General features: G+C 41.5%; 13 protein-coding genes. 12 read left to right on the forward strand and 1 reads right to left on the reverse strand.

What is annotated here, in order from left to right:
* The first annotated feature begins 6 nt into the window (after positions 1-6).
* From I6N95_RS20835 to I6N95_RS27760, 5 genes are all read left to right on the forward strand, one after another.
* Positions 7-894 (forward strand): ROK family protein, encoded by an 888-nt coding sequence (locus I6N95_RS20835; RefSeq protein ID WP_209531288.1) that lies wholly within the window; start codon positions 7-9, stop codon positions 892-894.
* A gap of 60 nt (positions 895-954) precedes the next feature.
* Positions 955-3,393 carry a glycoside hydrolase family 38 N-terminal domain-containing protein gene (locus tag I6N95_RS20840; protein WP_209531289.1) on the forward strand — a complete coding sequence of 813 codons (2,439 nt, stop codon included), beginning with the start codon at positions 955-957 and terminating at the stop codon, positions 3,391-3,393.
* A gap of 18 nt (positions 3,394-3,411) precedes the next feature.
* A complete protein-coding gene (locus I6N95_RS20845) occupies positions 3,412-5,481 on the forward strand; it encodes a DUF5054 domain-containing protein (RefSeq protein ID WP_209531290.1) in 2,070 nt (689 codons plus the stop codon).
* 261 nt (positions 5,482-5,742) lie between these two features.
* Complete coding sequence (locus I6N95_RS20850; RefSeq protein ID WP_209531291.1) at positions 5,743-6,360, forward strand: YesL family protein; 618 nt, start codon at positions 5,743-5,745, stop codon at positions 6,358-6,360.
* A gap of 17 nt (positions 6,361-6,377) precedes the next feature.
* A complete protein-coding gene (locus tag I6N95_RS27760; RefSeq protein WP_209531292.1) occupies positions 6,378-8,630 on the forward strand; it encodes a helix-turn-helix domain-containing protein in 2,253 nt (750 codons plus the stop codon).
* Between the two features lie 56 nt (positions 8,631-8,686).
* On the opposite strand, the gene I6N95_RS20860 is transcribed toward I6N95_RS27760, so the two are convergent.
* The gene (locus tag I6N95_RS20860) at positions 8,687-9,175 is read right to left on the reverse strand and encodes a hypothetical protein (protein WP_209531293.1); all 489 of its coding nucleotides are present in this window, start codon (positions 9,173-9,175) and stop codon (positions 8,687-8,689) included.
* A gap of 187 nt (positions 9,176-9,362) precedes the next feature.
* Between I6N95_RS20860 and I6N95_RS20865 the strand changes: the two genes are divergently transcribed.
* The 7 genes from I6N95_RS20865 to I6N95_RS20895 all read left to right on the forward strand — a co-directional run.
* Positions 9,363-10,730: an alpha-L-fucosidase gene (locus I6N95_RS20865; protein WP_209531294.1), complete on the forward strand. Its 1,368-nt coding sequence runs from the start codon at positions 9,363-9,365 to the stop codon at positions 10,728-10,730.
* A gap of 295 nt (positions 10,731-11,025) precedes the next feature.
* On the forward strand, positions 11,026-11,907 hold the full coding sequence (locus I6N95_RS20870; protein ID WP_430727554.1) for an ABC transporter permease: 882 nt from the start codon (positions 11,026-11,028) through the stop codon (positions 11,905-11,907).
* 10 nt (positions 11,908-11,917) lie between these two features.
* Positions 11,918-12,832, forward strand: coding sequence for a carbohydrate ABC transporter permease (locus I6N95_RS20875; RefSeq protein ID WP_209531295.1), 915 nt, complete (start codon positions 11,918-11,920; stop codon positions 12,830-12,832).
* Between the two features lie 55 nt (positions 12,833-12,887).
* On the forward strand, positions 12,888-14,510 hold the full coding sequence (locus I6N95_RS20880) for an extracellular solute-binding protein (RefSeq protein WP_209531296.1): 1,623 nt from the start codon (positions 12,888-12,890) through the stop codon (positions 14,508-14,510).
* A gap of 115 nt (positions 14,511-14,625) precedes the next feature.
* Entirely contained in the window at positions 14,626-15,591 is a 966-nt protein-coding gene (locus I6N95_RS20885) for a glycosylasparaginase (protein ID WP_209531297.1), read from the forward strand.
* Between the two features lie 89 nt (positions 15,592-15,680).
* Positions 15,681-17,684, forward strand: coding sequence for a beta-galactosidase trimerization domain-containing protein (locus I6N95_RS20890; RefSeq protein WP_209531298.1), 2,004 nt, complete (start codon positions 15,681-15,683; stop codon positions 17,682-17,684).
* Between the two features lie 263 nt (positions 17,685-17,947).
* On the forward strand, positions 17,948-18,063 hold a 116-nt coding region (locus I6N95_RS20895; protein WP_209531303.1), incomplete at its 3' end, for a transposase.

The raw sequence follows: 18,063 nt of genomic DNA on the forward strand, positions 1-18,063 counted from the left end.
GGTGTGATGAGTGGCTATTATTTTTTAATGGATGTGGGTGGCACCACGATTAAGGTGAATTGTTTAAATGAAAAACGGGAACCGTTATTTATTACTAATCGAGAGTTTCCTGCTCGGTCACAAGCGGATAAAGCGACTATTTTGACTAATTTTCAGCACATCATGATCTCGATTAATCAGGAAATTATGGCTCAAGGCTATGAGTTGCTTGGAGTGGGAGTGGCTTTTCCAGGTCCCTTTAATTATCAGGAAGGGTATAGTTTGATGAAGGGGATGCGAAAATACGATGACATCTATCGGGTTAATTTAAAAGCATTAATAAAGGAGTGGTTGGTCAGTTATTTTCAGTTGGAAGTGCCAGTGGTTTTTGAAAATGATGCCACTTCTTTTGGACTAGGTGAGTACGATCAGCGACACAGTTTGGAACCAGGGCGTGGGATTTATCTGACGTTGGGTACTGGGTGTGGTTCGGCCTTTATTGCCGCTGGTCAGCTAGTTCATGGTTATGGTTTGAATGATCAGGGAATGCTGTATGACAGCCCTTTTAAAGAGAGTCGTATAGATGATTATTTGTCGGCGAATGGCTTGAGATTATTAAGTGAGATGTATTACCAAGAGCCTCTGACCGGTTACCAGTTATTTCTTAAAAGCGAACAGGGAGAGGCAGAGGCCTTACAAGTGTTTGCTGAATTTGGTCAATGGATCGTGGAGGCACTCGAGCCTTTTGTGGATCGCTTTAAACCTGACGAGTTGGTTTTTGGTGGTGAGATTAGCGCCAGTTTGCCGTACTTTTATCCGGCCTTAGTTAAGTTCGGTGATTTAGCCATTCGCAAAAGTCAAAATACCAGTTTAGCAACCCTTCAAGGTTTGACCACATTGCTGCAAACTCGGTAACAAAAATATGCGCAAAACATGTGATACTATCAAAAGCTAGTAAAAATAAAGGAGAAGATTATGTCAAAACGTACATTGTATTTGGTCCATCATTCCCATACTGACATTGGCTACACGGACCGCCAGGAAAAAATTAGTCGTTACCATGTGGATTTTATCAAAAGTGTGATAGTCTTTTTATCTGATATTGAACAAGGGAAGCGACCAGAATGGACGGGTTTTAAGTATACCTGTGAAAATTATTGGCAGGTGGAGCAGTTTATGGCCAATAGCACGCCAGAAGAACAACAAGCCTTTGAATATTTTGTTAAAAAGGGGTGGATCGATATCTCCTTGAGTTACTTAAACATGACGGAGCTAGTTGATGAGACCGTGCTAAACAAGATGTTTGCCAAAGGTCGTCGCTATGTAGATGGACTTGAAATAGCAGCTAATTCTGCCATGACGGCTGATATTAACGGCTTTTCCTGGGGATATGCGGAAGCTATGTCTCAACATGGCATTGAGAATTTATTTTCTTGTTTGCACACTCATCACGGCATGTTTCCCCTTTTTAAAAAGCAGTTGCCATTTTGGTGGGAAACGCAAACTGGCCATAAGGTCTTGGTCTGGAATGGCGATCATTACCAAACGGGCAATGATTTTCTGTTAGTGCCTAATTCTGATCAATCAAAACAATACGGTCTGGCTGGTTACACTGAAGAGGAGGCCGATCGCCAGTTTAAGGTAACGGAAGAACGGATTTTTGCTCATTTTGAGTTGTTAGCTGAAGAAGACTATCCTTATGATTTTATTCCAGCGATGATCAGTGGGATCGTGACGGATAATGCGCCACCAAATCCGCGGATGATGGAAACAATTCACAAGTGGAATGAGCGTCATGGCTCTGAGATTGAGATCAAGCTAGTAACGTTGAACGAGTTTTTTGTTTTCTTGCGGCAACAGGATTTGGAGATCCCAACTTATAGTGGCGATTGGGCCGATTGGTGGGCGGATGGTGTCGGTTCTACCCCGGCGCCAACGAAGATTTATCGAGATGCTCAGCGCAAGTATCGACTGGCCAATAAATTGGATCCAGAGGGGCTTTTAGGCAAGCCGGAGTTATTGGCAGAGGCGGAGCAAGACTTGATGATGTATGCCGAGCACACTTGGGGGTATCATTCTTCGGTGGGACAGCCGTGGAATACCTTTGTTAATGATTTGGATTATCGCAAAGCAGCTTATGCGATTAATGCTAACAGCTTTATTTCGCGCCATTTAGACGAAATATTAGCCAAGCTAGGAGAAGAGTCGATTCAGATGAATCGCCAAGCTTACTACAAAGTTATTAACCCTCATCACCGACCTGTTACTGAACACGCTAAAATCTATGTCAAGCACTGGGAGCAAGTGGATGATTCTTATTTCCATACGGAAACCAATGGTCTGGTTGAAGTGGTGGATTGTCAAACAGGGGAAGTTTTTCCTTCACAAGTTGCTGATACCTCATTAGGTAAAGAAATTGAATTTTTAATTCCTCTGGCGGCAAGGGAAGAACGAGTGGTGCGTTTGCGTCGCGTCATCACGAAAAAGGATCGTAAAAATTGGAATCATGCATACATTGGCACGGAGCAAATTGCCGATGTGGCTTCTTACGAAGGGTATGACCATTTAGTGTCCCCTTATGGGATAGAAACTGCCGACTTTAAGTTGACGCTCAATCAGACGACGGGGATCGAGAGTTTGATTGATAAACGAACAGGCAAGAGCTTGCTTCACGAGCAACGGGATTATGCTCCCTTTGCTGGGGTCTATGAAGTGACGCCGATTACCACCGATGCTTGTACGGAACGGCGCATCATGGGACGCAATCGTAAAGGGCGGGTGACGGAGCGTTCTGCGGCGGTGCTGACGGATGTTAAAGTGACCCTCGATGGCCCATTATATACAGTTTTTGAGTTGGTTTATCAGTTAGTAGGGACTCAGATGTATACAGTGGTTTTGCGAGCTTATAAAGATTTGCCTCAGATAAATGTGACCTTGCGAATTCAAAAGGACAATCAATGGGCACCAGAAAATCTATACGTCCCTCTGCCTTTTAGTTACGGAGAAAACAGTCAGTTTTATGTGGAAAAAACTGGTACGATTTTCCGACCTGGGATCGATCAGTTACCAGGGACGAATACCGATTTCTATTTGTTAAATAATGGGGCGACCTTTACCGATGGCCACCATGGGTTAGTAGTGGCCATTAAAGACACGCCACTGATTACCTTGGGCACATTGGATAGTCATCTAGTCGACCTGTGCTCGCCAGCAACAGCCGCTAAAAACCACGAGCAGGTCTATTCTTGGCCGATGAATAATTTTTGGGAGACCAACTTTAAAGTGGATTTATCAGGTTTTTATGAATTTGATTATCAGCTCTATTTAATGTCAGATCAAACGCCAGCTGAATTAATTGAAAAAGCAACAGAATTAAATGAAGGCATCATCACCATTGCGTACAATCCAAAGTAAAGAAAGGGCGACAAGACAATGACAAAAACCTTGCACGTGGTATTTAAAACTCATTTGGATATCGGCTTTACCGATTTAGCAAAAGAGGTGGTTAAACAGTATTTGACAGATTTCATCCCTCGAGCGTTACAGATTGGCGAAGAGGTGCCAGATCAGTTTGTCTGGACAACGGGTTCCTGGTTGATCCACTTCTATTTGAATCATCCAGAGGTCGCTGAAGCAGATAAGGAGCGGATGGCGGCAGCCATTAAGCGTGGGACGATCAAGTGGCACGGTTTGCCAGTGACCTTTCACAGCGAATTAATGGATCAGCGTTTATTTGAATACGGTTTGTCTCTGTCACAGAATTTGGATAAGCAATACGGTACTGAAACCGTAGCTGGTAAGTTGACGGATGTGCCAGGACACACCATTGGCATTGTGCCATTAATGGCCAAAGCTGGCTTGAAGTACCTCCATATTGGGGTTAATGCCAGCTCGGCAATTCCCAAGGTGCCGGAGATGTTCCTTTGGCGAAATAGTGATGGCTCGGAAATCGTCGTCCACTATGCACAAGATTATGGGGAAACCTTTATTCGTGACGGCTGGGATGATATGTTGTACTTCGCTCACAGTCACGATAATGCTGGACCGCCAAAAGACAGCGAGGAAGTTATTGAGTTACTGGCTCGCTTAAAGGATGAACATCCTGATGCGACTATTGTGGCTTCAAGCTTAGATGATTTTGCTGAAGCTGCTTGGGCCAAACGTCAGACTTTGCCAGTGATTGAAGAGGAGATTGGTGATACTTGGATTCACGGTGTGGCCTCTGATCCATTGAAAATTGCCAATTATTTCAGCTTACTTCGTTTGCGGGATCAGTGGCTGGACAATGGACAATGGACGGTGGCAAGTCAGGAGTATCAGAATTTTTCGGAGCAATTGCTGCTAATAGCGGAACATACTTGGGGTGGCAATGGCAATGTTTTTTTACCAGATTACAAAAACTATTTAATTGAGGATTTTCAAGCTGCTCGTCAGCGAGATGCGATCACCTTTAATCATGATCGCTCAACGATGGATTTTGGTGATTTAATGGCGTTAATTAGCACTGATATTGAATCAGCGGATTTTCGTCCAAAACGCTCTTATCGTTTGTACGAAGAATCATGGCAGGAACAGCGTGATTATGTGACGGCCGCGGTGGCTTGCTTAAGCGCAGAACGTCAGGCGGAAGCTAAAAGAGTGTTGGCCCCTAGTCCAATAATCCCTTTGGAAACAGGGGAGCAGGTCATGCCAGGTCGATTGTATCAGTTTGATGATCTGAGCCTGAGCTTTTCAACCACTGGTGGGATTAATCAGCTAATCGTCGAAGGGCGTCATTTAATTGGGGCTGGTCGTGAATTTGGTGGTATCTCCTATGAGCGTTTTGATTTTGGTAACTACAATGACTTTCTCAGTAAGTACAGTCGGTTGACGAGATGGACTTCCAGCTGGTGTCTGGTAGACTTTGCGAAACGCGGCATCGAGGCCTTTCAAGACATCCGTTATGAGTTGATCAAACCGATGATTAAGACCTCATCCATCAGTCGGACAGGTCAACAGCTAACTGTCATCTTTGACTTGTGTTACACACGTTACCAACAAAAAATGTGGGGGTTACCAACTGACAATCAACTGGTTTATGAGATAGATTTAGCTGAAAAGTCGATTAAAGGTAGTTTGAAGTGGCAAGGGAAACAAGGGAATCGGATGCCAGAGGCTTATTGGTTGGAAACCAGTTTGCAAGTTGCCAACCCTTACCGTTGGCAGATGGATAAGTTAGGTACCACTATTTCACCGTATAATGTGGTGGAAAATGGCAATCGTTATCTTCATGGTCTGTCACAGAAAGGCTTGAGTTACAGCGGGAGTGACGGCCCTGTTACGATTAAAAGTTTGGATGCGCCGCTCTTTTCCTTTGGCCGGCGTGGTTTGCTAGTTTTTGATAATCAACAACCATCATTAAATGACGGCATATATGTCAATCTACAAAACAATGTCTGGGGTACCAATTTTCCTGCTTGGTTTGAAGACGACATGTTGTATCGATTTGAGGCTTGGTTTTAATTTACGGTTAATGCTAACACTAAAGAGCTGACGTTCCCTTGAGTCAGAGCTTTAGTGTTATTTGCATGTAAAAAAAGCCGAAGAGAGATAAAGAAATACACAGTTTGCAAGAATCACATATTGAAAAATATCGTAAAAAACGTATCCTTTTATATAAGGTGGGTAAATTCTATTGCCTTTTACTAGAGGATGAAAATGCTTTAGAATAAACGATGATGGTATATCTTTGTTTAACAGCGCTTACAAAAGAGGGTGGAATGGATGAATGGATTTGTGAAACAAAGTTATCGTCTTGGAGAATGGTTATTAAAGTTAGGACAATTGCAATGGTATTGGGTGTTTTACGCGTTGAAGGGGGCCCTTGTTTTCGCTTTATTCCCCGCTACGGGTACCGTTTTTAGGATTCTCTATCTATGGTTATCAGAACCCGAAAATGAACTGGATATAAAAGAGGTTTTTGCGGTTTATGCCACAGTTAATAAGGGAGAATTAAATAAGTTAGGCTACCTATTGACGGTTATTGCCTTCGTGTTGTTGATTGATTTACAGGTTTCTAATCTGTTTATTCAGTCATATATCCTGCATTATTTTTTGGTTTTCTTGTTTATTTTAGTACTAGGGACCGCTTTGTACGTATTTCCAATATATTCACGTTATGAATTAGCCGTTTTTAATTGCCTTAAGCAAGCTTTTTTCTTCTTTTTCACTAATTTAATTGAAACGGTTGCAATGTTAGTCGGATTTTTTCTAGTGGTTGTGTTGATGACTTTTTTACCGATCTTATTAGTGGTTGCTGGGATGCCGTTATTTGCACTGCCTAGCAGTTGGTTTGCCTATCAAGCGATGAAAAAAGTAGAATTGAAAAAAGTGAGTGACTAAAAAGAGGGGGAGATGTGGTGAAGAAGTTTATTAGTAAGTGTCGCAATGGTTTGTTATTTAGGTATTTTGTTTCATACTTACTCATTTTTTTGTTACCATTTCTAATATTGACTTCTTGCTTATATTATTGGTCTGTGCTAGGGATGGAGAAACAGCTGAAAACGGCTAATTTGAATAGTTTACGGCAAGTGGATAACATCGTAAATGAGCGTTTTAGTGAATTGGATAAAATGGCAGATAATATTAAATTGAATCCTCGCTTGAGCAATTTCATGTTGGAACATCCTTATTATAGCATTGAGGGGCGCTCAGAGCTGAGCAAAATTCAAGCTAGTAATGCTTTTGTGAGTGAGATTTTTTTGCATTATATCAATGAGGAAAAGATTTATTCCAGTAATGGCTCCCAATCGTTAAGTTCGTTGACAGAGAAAAAGTATGGACGTTTTGCCTTAAACAGTCACATGCTCGAAGAAACTTTTAAAGAAACATTGCCTACGGTGAAGGTAAGTTATGATACTGGTGAACAGAATTCACTGTTGCAGTATTATAAACCCCTTATGAATGGTGGGTCTGTTTATGGAACGGCCTTTTTCTTTATTCAGGAAGCAGAGTTGCAGCGATTGCTGACTAACTTAATGACTGATTATGCTGGCAGTGCCTTTATTGTCACAGAAGAGGGACAAGTAGTTAACTCGTCAAGTTCTGATCAGGGGCAACCGCTGATGATGGCTAATTTTGGTCGATCTCTTCTTGAAAAGGAAGAGGTGGTCTTTGAAAAGGAAAAATATCATGTGTCCTCTTTAACATCAGATGTGTCGGGTTTAACTTTTGTGACCGTTATTGAAGCGAAACAGTTTTTACAGCCCTTGGCGACTGTGAGGAACTGGTTTTATTTCCTAATCTTAGCTTTCTTAAGCCTTGGTTTGGTTTTGAGTTATGTGATGGGCTTGCATCAGTATCGGCCGATTAAGCAGATTGACAATGCTTTTAAGAAGATTACGAATCAAGAGGAGAAAGTTGAAGACAACGAGTTGACGATAATTGAAAGAAGGTTGAGAAGCTTTGTGACAGAACACCAAACGATGAATGAAACACTTTCTCAGCAACAAGCTTATTTATTGGATTATTTTTTTAATAAATTGATGGAAGGGAAATTTAAAGATGAGGCGTATCTAAGGCAACAAATGAGTGAGCTATCCATTGATTTTCAGTTGAATCACTACTATGTTATGTTATTGGATACCGCTTTTTCTGAGAAAAAAGAAGAAAATGTTAAGAAAAAAACGGTCTTGCTAAATGAATTTCCTTTGAAAATGGCTGATACTCAAATTTATGCAGTGGAGCTACCGTTGAAACAACAACTGGCGTTAATTGTTGGTAGCAATCAGGCTCATACCAATCAGCGTAATCACGTTAAACGGCTTAAAGAGATGTTCGACAAGATGCTTTCGGAAGATGTCCGTTTAGATGTCGGCGAAGTTTATGAGCAATTGGTTTACCTCAACCGTTCATACATCGAGGCGATCTCTGCAAATGACTGTCACAAAAAAGTGAGTGAGTCTGTCTTCTTTTATCGTGATATTGTGTATTCTCAGCCACAGTTTTTAAGTGTGCCTAATGGATTGAAAAGCAAATTGACTCAAAGTGTGCATCAAGGGGATGAAACGGTGGCAACTGAAACGATTAACACGATATTTGGTCATCCTTCAATTCGAAATATGAACACGTTTGAGGCCAAGTATTACTATTTTGACGCTTTGAGAGCGGTGATTGAGTGTATTAGTCAGTTGGGGTGCGAAGACTTGTTAGATCGTTTTAATGAAATGATTGACTATCAGTCGGTAGAGCTGCTTCATCAGGAATTGCTGGCTGTCACGAAACGACTTTGTCAGCTGATTTCGGTTCGGAAGGCCGCAGAAGCCACTCAATTAGAGTCTGATATTATTGTATACGTGAATCGCCATTTTCGTTCTCATGATTTATCCTTGGAACGAATTGCCGTTGAATTTGATTTTTCTCTTTCATATTTAAGTCGCTTTATTAAAGAAGAAACAGGTATAACCTTTTCTACGTATGTTCAAGAGTTACGTTTAGACTATATTAAGCATCAATTAGTGGCAACCACAGATTCGATTAAGGACATAGTTGTTAGGGCGGGTTATTATGATGTATCAAACTATACCCGTAAGTTTAAAAGCCTTGTGGGAGTTACACCAGGACAATTTCGTAAGCAAGCTCAAGATGATACACCTAAACAAATAAATATTTAATGGGAACTATATAACAAAAAGGCCTGTGTGAAACTTCCACACAGGCCTTTTTTGTTTCAGTCTAAAAAAGACGTACTTGTCATGACTGTTTCAGCAATTTTCCATTGATTCCCTTCTTTGATTAAGGTGTGATTAGCATCTGAAAGATGGTCACGGTAGCGCTCTTTCTGTGGGAGGCCTTTTTTCTTTTTTGTTCGCTGGCTAGCTTTAAGGAGCATCCGCTCAGGTTGTTGGTCAAGGACTTCTATCGATAGTAATTCATGGGACAAGTTGTAATCGGCAAAGAATTGGCTCATGTCACTGCTCGTTTCATTATGAGCAGAGGTTACGAGGCTGTTGAGATAAGCTGGTAAATCTTTGTCAGTAGCGGCTTGTAGATTTTGTTTAAGAATTTTTACAGCGATCTCTACATCATCTTGATTATGAATCGAGCCGAAGACGGGGATGCCCTCGGTGTAGGCCGTAGCTGCTTGGGGTTTAGCCAAATAAATAATTAGTAGCAGTAGGATAAGTGGCATTAATAGTATACGTCTATTCTTTTTCATTAAATCACACCCTTTCGCCATTATCAGGATTATCTTATTATACTGCTGGTAACAGCTGTTTGAAAGGGGGTTACCGATATGACATAGCTGAAAAAATCCACATATTGTTGAAAGCGGATTCCTCTATTATAGTAATGACACAAGGAGAGCTTGAGTGAATGGATTCATATTTTACAAGGAGGTTAGTATGGAACAAATTAGAGGTGACATTGAAAAAGCTTCAATAGAGACTGAGGAGCACAGGCGATACCCAGAGACGGATATGCTGGCTGAGCGGTTGGAGTGGTTTCAGGATTTGAAGCTAGGGGTAATAATTCACTGGGGCTTATACGCAGAAGCTGGGATTGTCGAATCTTGGCAATTGTCAGAAGAAGATGAGTGGGCCAGAGAGCCGACTCCTTGGCGTCAAACTATTAAGGAGTTGCAACGGGATTACTGGCAGTTAAATCAAACGTTTAATCCAGTGAAATTAGATGCAGCGGACTGGGCAAGAAAGTGCAAGGCAGCGGGGTTTAATTACCTAATTTATACAACCAAACATCACGATGGCTTTAACATGTATGATACAGCACTGTCAGATTATAAAATTGGAGGGAAAGATAGTCCGTATCAGGGCTCAGATCCGTTAAAGATCATTTTTGAGGCCTTTCGCCAAGAAGGTTTAGCTACAGGCGCCTACTATTCTAAGGCGGATTGGCATTCGCCTTATTACTGGTTAGCGGATGAAACAGTTAAAGGGCGTCGGGCGAGTTATGATCCCTTGGAACACCCTGATATCTGGCAAAAATATGTGGAATTTGTTCACAGCCAAATCCATGAAATTACTCATAATTACGGAAAAATTGATTTTTTGTGGTTAGATGCTGGCTGGTCAGGAAAAGGAAAAGAAGATTTGCAGATGGATCGTTTTGTGGAAATCGCTCGTGAGGAACAACCGGAGTTAATTGTGGTAGATCGGATGATGGGCGGTCGTCATGAAAATTATGTCACACCAGAGCGAAAAGTTCCCAGTCTGGCAGAATTGCCAACTAAACCGTGGGAAAGCAATATTCCTTTGGGAAATGACTGGGGATATAATCCAGCTGATCAATTTAAGTCCAGTCAAGAGGTGATTGAAACCTTGGTTAATGTTGTATCAAAAGGTGGAAATCTTATATTGGGATTAGGGCCGACGCCAGAAGGGACTTTTACCAAAGAGGAAGACGCCATTTTGGAAGAGTTAGGTAGCTGGTTAAGGATTTATGGAGATGGCATTTATGGTACTCGTAAGTTAGCGGTAATTGATGAAAATCAAGGGTGGTTTTTAACGCAAAAAGCGATCGCCTATTATGGGTTTCTACCAGTCACCTCGCCTTGGAAACAACAGCTAAACATGGCTGATTTAGGAATTAGTCCAGAAGAAATTACAGAAGTTCGGGATATGAAGACAAAACAACCACTCTTACTTATCAAAGAAGGAGAGAATTGGCTTATTAATTTGCCAGAGACATGTCCAGAAAGTCTGGGCTGTTATGGCATTCAACTGATTAAAGGGTATATACATCCCGTAAAATAATCGGAACATATAGTTCCATTGGATTATCAACATAATGACGAGCAGAGAGTGGTGCTTTCAGCTTCTTTTTAGCTGGAAGTTTAACGATTGATCGTCATTATTTAATAGGAGCTATATAGCGAGTAATAGTTTGACCGACACTTAACATCAGGCTTTTAGTTGAGGGCGGAAATGTGTCATGACTGCCTATTTTAGTAGGTATTAACGAGAGGGGTTGAATAGTTTGGCAACAGAGAAATCAGCAATATCAGGTAATCAGTTAGTTCCTAATAAAAAAACGAAGTTAACGAGACTTTTGGCCAGCTGGCAACTATATGTGTTTGTTCTGCCGGCTTTTATCTATTTTTTAGTGTTTCACTACGGTCCGATGTACGGGGTTGTGATTGCCTTTAAGGATTACATGCCTTCACTAGGTATTTTTGGCAGCCCTTGGGTCGGCTTTAAGCACTTTGAGCGCTTTTTTGATTCTTATTATTTTTGGGATTTGATGAAAAATACTTTAGGCATCAGTTTGTATTCATTAGTCGTTGGTTTCCCACTGCCAATAATTTTGGCGTTGGCGCTAAACGAAGTCAAAGACGGATTTTTTAAGAAATTTACGCAGACGGTGACCTACGCTCCTAATTTTATTTCCGTGGTGGTGATCTCTGGCATGCTGATCGCGTTTCTATCACCCTCAACGGGGATCATCAATCATTTTATTGAATTTTTAGGGTTTGAACGAATTTCGTTTATGGAAGATCCTCGGTGGTTTAAAACGATTTATGTACTTTCTGGTGTTTGGCAAGGCACTGGCTGGGGGTCGGTGATCTATTTGGCAGCTTTATCTGGGGTGGACGTTCAGCTTCATGAGGCGGCTACGGTCGATGGGGCCACACGGCTGCAACGGATTTGGTACATAAATTTACCGACGATTATTCCAACGATGGTGATTTTATTGATCATGAATGTCGGGAGTTTGATGGCCATGGGTTATGAAAAAATCTTGCTGTTGCAAAACCCGCTGAACATAGAGTCGTCTAATGTTATTGCTACCTTCGTTTATAAACAAGGATTATTGGATGCTCAGTACAGTTACGCAGCAGCAGTCGGGTTATTTAATTCTTTAATCAACGCGGTGCTGTTAATTGTTGTCAACAAGGTTTCGCGGAAAGTCAGCGAAGTCAGTTTGTGGTAGGAGGAAGACGATGTTAAATACAAAAACAGTTAAAGAAACCAAAGCGGATAAAGCGTTTATTGCCTTTGTTTATATATTCTTAGGATTGGCATTATTAGTGGTCTTGTATCCTCTGGTTTATATTATTAGTGCCTCGATTAGTGACCCCCAGTTGGTGAATTCCGGACAGATGTTTTTGTTTCCAAAAGGAATTACCTTTGAAGGCTATACGACGATTTTTGATAATAAAGATATTTGGCGAGGCTATTTAAATACTATTTTTTACACCGTACTGGGAACGAGTATTAACTTAATTGTCACGTTGCCAGCAGCCTATGCTTTATCGCGAATTGATTTTTTCGGTCGTAAAAGTTTTATGAACTTTCTGTTGGTGACGATGTTTATCAGTGGTGGGATGATTCCTAGCTATTTATTAGTAAAAAACTTGGGGATGATTGACACTGTATGGGCAATGGTCATTCCTAACGCGGCCTCTGTCTATAATATTGTCGTGACGCGGACTTTTTTCCAGTCAACTATTCCACGTGAGATGGAAGAAGCGGCGATTATTGATGGGTGTTCTGATTTCAAGCTTTTTTCTAAGGTGGTACTGCCCTTGTCTATGCCGATTATTGCGGTAATGGCCTTGTTTTACGGCGTCGGCCATTGGAATAGTTATTTTAATGCGCTGATCTATTTGTCGGATAAATCGATGTATCCCCTGCAAATGGTTTTGAGGGAGATTTTAGTATTACAAGATCTATCTTCTAACGCTACGAGTAATATAACGGCGAGCATGGCGGAAATGATGTATAGTAAACAACAGTTGGTTCAGGTGATTAAATACGGAGTGATGATAGTATCAACTCTTCCTGTGATTATCGTCTATCCGTTTTTACAAAAATATTTTGTAAAAGGGATGATGGTGGGATCGCTAAAAGGATAAAAATAACCTCTATTCGTTTTTGGAGGATAAATATAATAACAAAAGGAGTGTTTTGATGTTTTCGAAAAAGACCGTAAAGTTGGTAACAGCATTTGCCATGGCGAGTTTATTAGGCGCTTGTGGTAGTCAAGACAAGAGTGAAAAAGAAAGCAAGAGCGACGTGAAAGTTGAGGCAACCGGTTTTCCAATTGTTAAAGAGCCGTTAAAAATGACGATGATGGCGCCAGGAACTGGTTTAGCAGAGTGGAAAGATATGGCGGTTAATACGGCGTATACGGATGAAACTGGTATTGAATTTACTTATACAACCCCACCATTAAGTGATTTTCCGACAAAGCTGAATCTAGCTTTTGCCAGTGGTGAATTGCCGGATATTATTTTTGGAGCAGGGTCAGCGTTGACGCCGGGCATGGAAGTTGATTATGGAACTCAAGGCATGTTATTGCCGTTGGAAGAGTTAATTGAGGAGTATGCGCCTAACTTTAATAAATTAATGGAAGAAGATCCAAGTATCCGTCAGTCAATCACGACGCCAGATGGTCATATTTATTCCTTGCCAAGTGTGGGCCGCAGCGACACGTCTATTTGGCCAAGAGGTCCCCTTTGGTACAATGGTCAATGGTTAGAAGCCCTAAATGTCAAAGAGTTACCTAAAACAACAGATGAGTTTTATGAGTTACTGCTGCGATTTAAAGAGGAAGACCCTAATGGTAATGGTAAAAAAGATGAAGTTCCCTTGTCAGATGCTAAACTGGACAGTGCTCGACCTTGGTTGATGTCAGCTTTTGGCATGAAAGAACGGGGAATTGAAGAAGTAGCAGGAACCGTGCGCTACTCACCAATTAGCGACAACTATAAAGGCTATTTAGAATACATGAATAAACTGTATAAAGATGGTCTATTGGATAAAGAAGTCTATTCGCAAGCAGATGAACAGAAAAAAGCCAAAGGTCAAAATAACCAACTGGGTGTTTTCCCTGACTGGTTCTCTTACTTTACTTTAGGGCAAACGGAGCAAGAGGCTCTTAAAAATCCTATGTGGCACCCATTGACGAGTGAGTATTCAAAAGAAGCAATGGTGCCAGGCAGTCCTCGTTTATCGCGGGCAGTTTTCTCGATTACTAAAAACAATCCAAGTCCGGAAGCTTCTTTACGTTGGGTGGATTATTTCTACACACCTGAAGGTTCTGAATTCTTAACTAGAGGGCCAGAAGGCGTATTGTGGGAGTTTGCCAAAAATGATGCAGGTGAAGAAGTTAAAGTTTATAAAGAAGGCATTGATCTTGATAAGGTAGAAGATGCTCGTGGTGAAATAAGTCCTGCCTATGGCATCGCAGTGCCCTCTTTAGATATTTCAATACCCGGAATTAAAACAGATGCGAATGAACCGGACTTTTCAGAGTTTTCGACGTTTATTAAAACCGAAACAGAAGAAAAAGTCGCCGCCTTTGCGGAAGTCCCGTATCCTTTAGTCTATTTAACGAAAGAAGAGCAAGACAGAGTTTCAGCAGTAGACACGGATTTAAAAACGTATGTCGAACAGATGGAAGCGAAGTTTATTACGGGTGTAGAGCCTTTATCCAATTGGGACAAATATGTGAAAACAATTGAGTCAATGGGTGTCGAAGATTATGTCAAAGTTTATCAAGACGCTTTTGATATTTGGGAAAAGTCTTAATTAGTAATGGGAAAAGGGCTAAGCGCATTTGCCTTAGCCTTTTTTTTCATTCGACTTTATAGAGGTGACAAAGTGGTTTATCATAAGGATAAAACAACGTGAAAGGGGTTTACGAATGACCTATGGAATGATCGCAACTTGGCGAATGGCCTATGAAGGAGTTGCAAAAATGGCAAGGGAACTGGCAAAGGGAGGAGATGCCGGGCAGTCAATTGTTGAAGCGATAAAAATGGTGGAAGATTATCCCTATTATAAATCAGTTGGATTTGGTGGTTTGCCAAATGAAGACTGTCAATTAGAGCTGGATGCGGCTTATATGGATGGCGATAATTTTGATGTGGGAGCAGTCGCAGGGATTCAACAGACTAAAAATCCAATTGCAGTGGCAGAAAGGTTGAGTCATGAGCGTTTTAATTCTTTTTTGGTTGGCTCTGGCGCCACTAAATATGCGCGCGAACAAGGGTTTGAACAACAGGAAATGATAACCGATCGAGCGAAACGGATGTGGGAGCTGCGTTTGGAAGAGATTCAAAAAAACAACTTAAGCCCTTATGATGGTCATGACACAGTTGGAATGGTCTCTTTAGATCGCAGGGGAAAGATGGTTGTTGGAACATCCAGCAGCGGCTTGTTTATGAAAAAAAGTGGACGGGTCGGTGATTCACCATTATCTGGTTCTGGCTTTTATGTGGACAGTGAGATTGGAGGGGCAACGGCCACTGGGCTAGGTGAAGACTTGATGAAGGGCTGTTTGAGTTATGAAACAGTTGCCTTAATGGGGCAAGGTCTATCTCCTCAAAAGGCAGTAGATCAAGTGGTTTACCGTTTTAATGATAAATTGATTAAACGTAAGGGCAAAGCTGGTGCTTTTTCTCTGGTCTGTCTGAATAATCGAGGTCAATGGGGAATTGCCACGAATGTTGAGTTTTCTTTTGTGGCGGCAACGGAAACAGAGAAAGCTGAAATTTATCTTGCCAGACCAGGAAAGAATCAGACAACGGAAATCGAAGTCGCTACAGCAGAGTGGTTAAAGGCCTACGACTTACGAATTAAGCAACCATTAGAAAAACTGACTCGTTAAATTGACTGTGTCAGCTAACAGGCGGCCAAGTTTAGCTGGGCTTTCCAGAAGTTAGTGACGTCGGCACTGTAAAGGATAAAGGAGAGAGTATGCAAAAAATTAGAAAACGTCAAGTTCATCTTGATTTCCATACGAGTGAGTATATTGAAGGGATTGCTAAAAACTTTAACAAGGAGTCGTTTGTTGCGACGCTAGAACAGGCCGCGGTTAATTCGATTACCTGTTTTGCTCGTTGTCACCACGGTTGGTTATATTATCCTTCTAAATTACAGCCGGAGATGATTCACCCTCATTTAGCCAACCCTAATTTATTGTTGGAACAAATAGAAGCCTGTCACAGCCGAGGAATTGAGGTGCCGATTTACACGACGGTTCAATGGGACGGCTACGTAGCGCGTCAACATCCTGAGTGGTTGTGCGTGGATAGTCAAGGAGCCTTTATCAACAGTCAAGGAGTACCAGAGCCTCATTTTTATTATAGCTTATGTTTAAACAGCGGGTATCGGGACTATTTTACAGCTCACTTAGTGGACGTAATTGAGGTGGTAGGGCAAGAGCAAATTGATGGGATTTTTATGGATATATTATTCCGTGTGGCTTGTGATTGTCAGCACTGTCAAAAAGAGATGCTAGCTAAAGGGATTGACCACAACAGTGAGATAAACCGTTTAGCATATTCTGAAATAATGCTAAATGAGTTTAAAACAGAAATAGCTGATCTTATTCGTCAAAAGGTACCAAAAGCGACGATCTTTTATAATGGTTCTCATGTGGGCTATGCAGATAAACAAAACCTCGCTGCCTACAGTCATTTGGAGTTGGAAAGCCTACCAAGCGGTGGTTGGGGTTATGATCATTTTCCAATTACCATGCGTTATGCTCGTAATTTAGGGAAAGAGATAATCGGCATGACTGGTAAGTTCCATACCTATTGGGGGGACTTTCATTCCTTAAAAAATCAAGCAGCCTTAGAGTTCGAATGTTTTAATATGCTAGCCTTAGGGGCTGGTTGTTCGATTGGCGATCAGTTACATCCAGATGGTCAGCTGTCATCAGCTAGTTACGAATTGATTGGCAATGTCTATCGACAAGTGGCACAGGTGGAGTCAGCTTGCGAAATGGCGGCGATTCCCGAAGTTGAAATTGGTGTGCTAACGCCAGAAGAAACATGGGTGGCTGGTAGCCATAGTTTGCGGCTTGATCCTTCCTTAATTGGCGCAAATCGGCTGCTGCAAGAATTAAATTATCAGTTTGATATTATAGACAGTCAAATGGATTTTAGTCGGTATAAAGTCTTAATTTTACCAGATGTGATTGCCTATACGCCTCAGCTACAAGCTAAACTGAAGGCTTACACGGCAGATGGCGGCGCGGTTATCGGTAGTTATCGCTCTTTAATTGACGAGGAACATCCACAAAATGACTGGTATGGGATTGAGTTTTTAGGGGACGGAGATTTTGATCGTGATTTTATTATGCCGAATGAACGACTGGGCAAAACGTTGCCTCAAGAGGAATTTGTTATGTATTTAAAGGGTGCTAAGGTGGCGCTAAAGGGTGCCGATTTGGCTTTGGAGTCGGTTACGTCTTTTTTTAATCGGCAAGGTGATACTTTTTGTTCCCATCAACATGCGCCAGCAACGCGGCAAATCGGTGGGCCAGCGGCAACCAGAAATGGCCAGGTGAGCTATTTTGCCCATCCACTTTTTAGGATTTACCGCAAAAATGCCCCTCATTGGGTTAAAGCTATCCTTAGGGATGCATTGGAAGAACTTATGCCACGAAAACTGCTGACTCATGATGGTCCCTCGACCTTCCTGACAACCGTTAATCGGAACTCTGAGGGAAATCGTCATATCATTCATGGCTTGCATTATATTACCCAAAAAAATTCGGAAGATATTTACACAATCGATGAGGTTATTCCGCTGCATCAGCTGAGAATCAAGTACGATCTTGATGGCAAGCAAGTTAAGTCTGTCCGAAACATTGTGACAGGAGAAGAACTGTTAGTCGAGTCAGTGGAAGGCTATCTGTCAATTGTGATCCCAAGAGTAGAGGGGCACATAGTGATCGAAGTTGTGACGAGCTAGTTATGGCTAACAAGCAACGTGTTGGTCCATCCAAGGACCTAAGAGATGTCGAAGATTGAATAGGAGTATCTATGATGCACGTTTCAATCTATTAGCCAGTTTTATGCAATAGCCGAGAACACTCGCGACTTTAATCGTGTAGATGAATCGGCTTCAGTTGTGGCATAGCTTTAGCTATGTTGAACAGCCGATATCATATCTATTAAAATCTTTTTGGAATTTAACGATGACATATGTTAAACTATTTCAAAGGAGGTTTTTTCATGTCAGAAGTACATCGTGGTCGCGGGTATGTCTATTCTATACAGTATCATTTAGTTTGGTGTGTGAAATATAGACATCATATTTTGCACGGAGACATTGATACATATGTTAAAAA

This window comes from Vagococcus allomyrinae, from assembly GCF_017829975.1.
GTDB lineage: Bacteria > Bacillota > Bacilli > Lactobacillales > Vagococcaceae > Vagococcus_D > Vagococcus_D allomyrinae.

Coding starts and splice junctions, on each gene's coding strand:
- I6N95_RS20890 (WP_209531298.1), top strand. CDS start 15,681: ATGCAAAAAATTAGAAAACGTCAAGTTCATCTTGATTTCCATACGAGT.
- I6N95_RS20835 (WP_209531288.1), top strand. CDS start 7: ATGAGTGGCTATTATTTTTTAATGGATGTGGGTGGCACCACGATTAAG.
- I6N95_RS20860 (WP_209531293.1), bottom strand. CDS start 9,175: ATGAAAAAGAATAGACGTATACTATTAATGCCACTTATCCTACTGCTA.
- I6N95_RS20840 (WP_209531289.1), top strand. CDS start 955: ATGTCAAAACGTACATTGTATTTGGTCCATCATTCCCATACTGACATT.
- I6N95_RS20850 (WP_209531291.1), top strand. CDS start 5,743: ATGAATGGATTTGTGAAACAAAGTTATCGTCTTGGAGAATGGTTATTA.
- I6N95_RS20885 (WP_209531297.1), top strand. CDS start 14,626: ATGACCTATGGAATGATCGCAACTTGGCGAATGGCCTATGAAGGAGTT.
- I6N95_RS20865 (WP_209531294.1), top strand. CDS start 9,363: ATGGAACAAATTAGAGGTGACATTGAAAAAGCTTCAATAGAGACTGAG.
- I6N95_RS20880 (WP_209531296.1), top strand. CDS start 12,888: ATGTTTTCGAAAAAGACCGTAAAGTTGGTAACAGCATTTGCCATGGCG.
- I6N95_RS20875 (WP_209531295.1), top strand. CDS start 11,918: ATGTTAAATACAAAAACAGTTAAAGAAACCAAAGCGGATAAAGCGTTT.
- I6N95_RS20845 (WP_209531290.1), top strand. CDS start 3,412: ATGACAAAAACCTTGCACGTGGTATTTAAAACTCATTTGGATATCGGC.